The following is a 3,110-nucleotide window of genomic DNA, read 5'->3' as shown; positions in this document are numbered from 1 at the left end:
AGCCGCACCTGACGCTGGCCCGCTGCCGGGCGCCCGCCGACGTGGGCTCCATCGTCACCAGCCTGGCGGGATACCAGGGCCCGGAGTGGACCGCCGAGGAGATCTACCTCATCCGCAGTATCCTCGGCAGCCAGGTCGGCACCGGACCGCGCTACGAAACGGTAGGCACCTGGAAGCTGCGCCAGCCGGTCTAACGCACCCCCTCCACCTGACGACATTCGCCCCGGCCAACCGGCATCGATGGGAGACGGTCGCGACATAGGGCGCGAAAGACACCTGAAAATCCGACATAAGGGACAGGTTTCGGTACGTTTCGCGCCCTATGTGGATCGGCGACGCTAGCCGGGCACGCCGGATGCGTTTCCGCGGAAACGTCTCGAGGAGTCAGGCGTGCGTACGGCGCGCCGGTTGTCCTGGGGTAGATCACGGCGGGCTTCCCGTCGCCGGGGACCAGGGCCACGCCGCCAAAGGTGTGCTCAGGCCTGGCTCAGCTTTTCCAGGATCGGGGCGGCGGAGCGCAGGATCGCGCGCTCTTCCGTGGTCAGCTCCTGCAGGCGCTGTGCCAGCCAGGCCTCGCGGCGACGGCGCACCCGGTTCACCAGCGAGCGGCCTTCCGCGGTCACGGTGAGGATGACCTGGCGGCGGTCGGACGGGTGCGGTTCACGCTGCACGAGGTTGCGCTCCTCGAGCACGGCGATCACGCGGGTCATGGACGGCGGCTGGACCTTCTCGTATTCGGCGAGCTCGCCGGGGGTCATCGCCTGGTGACGTTCCAGCGCCGCCAGCGCGGCGAGCTGGATGTCGGAAAGGACGGTTTCCGTCCCGCCGAGGCCGAGGCGCTCCACCCGGAGACGCCGTGCTAGCCTGCTGATCGAAATCCGCAGCACGGTCGCAAGTCCCGCGTCCGAGCGCGTAGCTGCCTGAGGCATCCACCAAGTACATCACGTGCGGGCACGCCGCATAAGGCTCCGGCGATGAACTGGTTGGCAGCCGTGACGGCGGGACCACGGCCAAGCCCCGCTAGCCTTGTTGCGTGAACCAGCACCAGCACGTCAGTCGCGGGGAACGGCGCCCGCCGCCGCCACCACGGGAGGCGAACGACCGCCTGGTAACCGGCGTCGGCACGGCGGCGTGGGCGGTGGCCCTGGTGGTCGTGCTTATCGCGCGCGACGCGCTCCCGGCAGGGTCGTGGTGGTGGGTATGGACGTGCGTGACGGGCCTGGCGATGGGGCTGTTCGCGCTGTGGTACGTGCCGGTGCTCAAGCGCGGGCGGCAGCGCGCCGCGGCGCATCGCGATCAGCCTTCTGGCGTCGACTCCGGGTACGTGTCCCGGGACAGCGGCTCGAAGTCGGTCTCCTCCACCGAGACGCCGGGCAGGTCCACCAAGTCGTAGCCGAACTCGTCGATAACCGGAGCGGCCGCCTGCACCGCGGAGCCGGTCCCTGCGGCCTCGGAGTGGGCGCCGCAGCCGTGGTCGGCCGAGACCACCCGGCCGTCGTCCGGCGCGAACGCGTTACCGCAAGCGCCGAAGAGACGGCCGAGACCGCCGCTGAGCGGGACGAAGAACCCGCAGCTCACGCAGTTCGCGGGAGCGGCGCGGGAAAGCGGCGTCCTGGGCCCGTGGTCGCTTTCGTACCACCGCTCCGCCGTATCGTCGCGGCCGTAGCCGGACAGCACACGGCTCCGCCCGGGCGCGGGCAGCTCGGACGGCTCCTGCGGCCCGGCCTCAGCGTTTTCCGCGTCCGTCCGCGGGGCGAACCAGTCGGTGACCGCGTCATCGCCCTCGAGGACCACGAGCGGGACGAGGCGCTCGTCGTCCGCGCTGGCCGGCAGCAGGTCGCCGATGCCGACGTCGCCGGGACGCAGCCGGTCCTGCCACGGCACCCACGGCGGCGCGAGCAGGGCGTCGGGACCGGGCAGCAGCACGGTCTCGTCAACGGTCACGAGCTTGGACCTGGGCGCGCGGGTCACCGTGACGGCCCAGTGCCACCCCGCGTAGGCGGGGTCAGTGCACTCGAACAGGTGGGTGACGACGCGGTCGCCCGTGGCTTCCACGGCGAGATGCTCGCCGATCGCGCCCAGGCCGATGCCTGCCTCGCTGGCCAGCGCATCTCTGGCCAGGTCCACGGCTTCCGCGCAGGTTTGGTCCGGTTCCTTCGCGCGGGTTCTGATCGAGCTTACGACTGCCAATTCCTCGCTCCTGTCGCGGTGTACCGCGGGGCCGGCCCGGAGGTCTTACCCCTTGGGGCTCGTCGCAGTGCCGCAGACCAAGAATACTGTGTCTATGCGGATGTCCGATGCGCTGCGGCGAGTTAAGCACGCGGCCCAGGCGACCGGCCGCGCATTCAGATCCGGCACCCAGGCCAGCGGCAAGGCGACCCGCGGCACCGGGCGCTTCTTCCACCGGATCACCGGTGCGCAGGGCGCGGGCCGGACTGGCCTCGCCACGCTCATCGAGACCACGGCGGTCAGCGGTGCCGCCGACGCGTTCGTCACAATCGCGCTCGCCGGAACGATCTTCTTCAGCTCGTCCGTGGACCAGGCCCGCGGCCGTGTCGTGCTCTTCCTGATCATCACGATGGCGCCGTTCGCGGTGCTCGCGCCGTTCATCGGGCCCGCGCTCGACCGGATCCAGCAGGGCCGCAGGTTCGTGCTCGCCGGCACGATGCTGGCCCGCGGCCTGCTCTGCTACGCCATGTCCGCGAACGTCGCGAATTCGGTGACGCTGCTGCCCGCCGCGTTCGGGATCCTGGTGCTGCAGAAGGCCGGCGGGGTGGTCAAGGCGTCGGTCACGCCGCGGCTGCTGCCCGCGGAAATCACGCTGGTGAAGGCGAACGCGCGCTCCGGGCTGATCTCCCTCGCCGCCTCCACGGTGGCGGCGATCCTCGCCGCCGGCGTGCAGTTCGCCGGCGGCGCCGCGTGGACGCTGCGGATCGGCACCCTGATTTACCTGGCCGCGATGGTGCTCGCGCTGCGGCTTCCTGAGCAGATCGACATACCGGCCGCGGCGGCCGCGCCAAGCCCGGATCCACGCACAGTCCAGGCTCCTGGGGAGGCCCGGATCCCCGGCGAAGCGCGGGAGGCGTGGCGGCCGCCCCAGGAACCCGGCC

General features: G+C 71.3%; 4 protein-coding genes and 1 pseudogene. 3 read left to right on the top strand and 2 right to left on the bottom strand.

All coding sequences use genetic code 11. The annotated features are described in order from the left end of the window. Positions 1-194, top strand: a 194-nt coding sequence (locus WA805_RS30345; protein ID WP_425244037.1) for a 2'-5' RNA ligase family protein, incomplete at its 5' end; no start/stop codon positions are given. Positions 195-476: 282 nt separating this feature from the next. On the opposite strand, the gene WA805_RS30340 is transcribed toward WA805_RS30345, so the two are convergent. Continuing rightward, a complete protein-coding gene (locus WA805_RS30340; RefSeq protein ID WP_422275524.1) occupies positions 477-929 on the bottom strand; it encodes a MarR family transcriptional regulator in 453 nt (150 codons plus the stop codon). A gap of 104 nt (positions 930-1,033) precedes the next feature. Between WA805_RS30340 and WA805_RS30335 the strand changes: the two genes are divergently transcribed. Next, entirely contained in the window at positions 1,034-1,393 is a 360-nt protein-coding gene (locus tag WA805_RS30335) for a DUF2530 domain-containing protein (RefSeq protein ID WP_422275526.1), read from the top strand. Here the strand turns inward: WA805_RS30335 and WA805_RS30330 are convergent. Next, positions 1,297-2,127 carry a DUF3027 domain-containing protein gene (locus WA805_RS30330; RefSeq protein WP_425244038.1) on the bottom strand — a complete coding sequence of 277 codons (831 nt, stop codon included), beginning with the start codon at positions 2,125-2,127 and terminating at the stop codon, positions 1,297-1,299. The two genes, WA805_RS30335 and WA805_RS30330, sit on opposite strands and share 97 nt — an antisense overlap. Positions 2,128-2,284: 157 nt before the next feature. On the opposite strand from WA805_RS30330, the pseudogene WA805_RS30325 reads away from it, so the two are divergent. Then, positions 2,285-3,110 (top strand): annotated as a pseudogene (locus WA805_RS30325) (hypothetical protein); the annotation flags it as partial.

Source organism: Trebonia sp. (genome assembly GCF_049794275.1).
GTDB lineage: Bacteria > Actinomycetota > Actinomycetes > Streptosporangiales > Streptosporangiaceae > Trebonia.
Note: the sequence above shows the minus strand (reverse complement) of the source record. Positions and strands in the feature narration are given on the sequence as shown.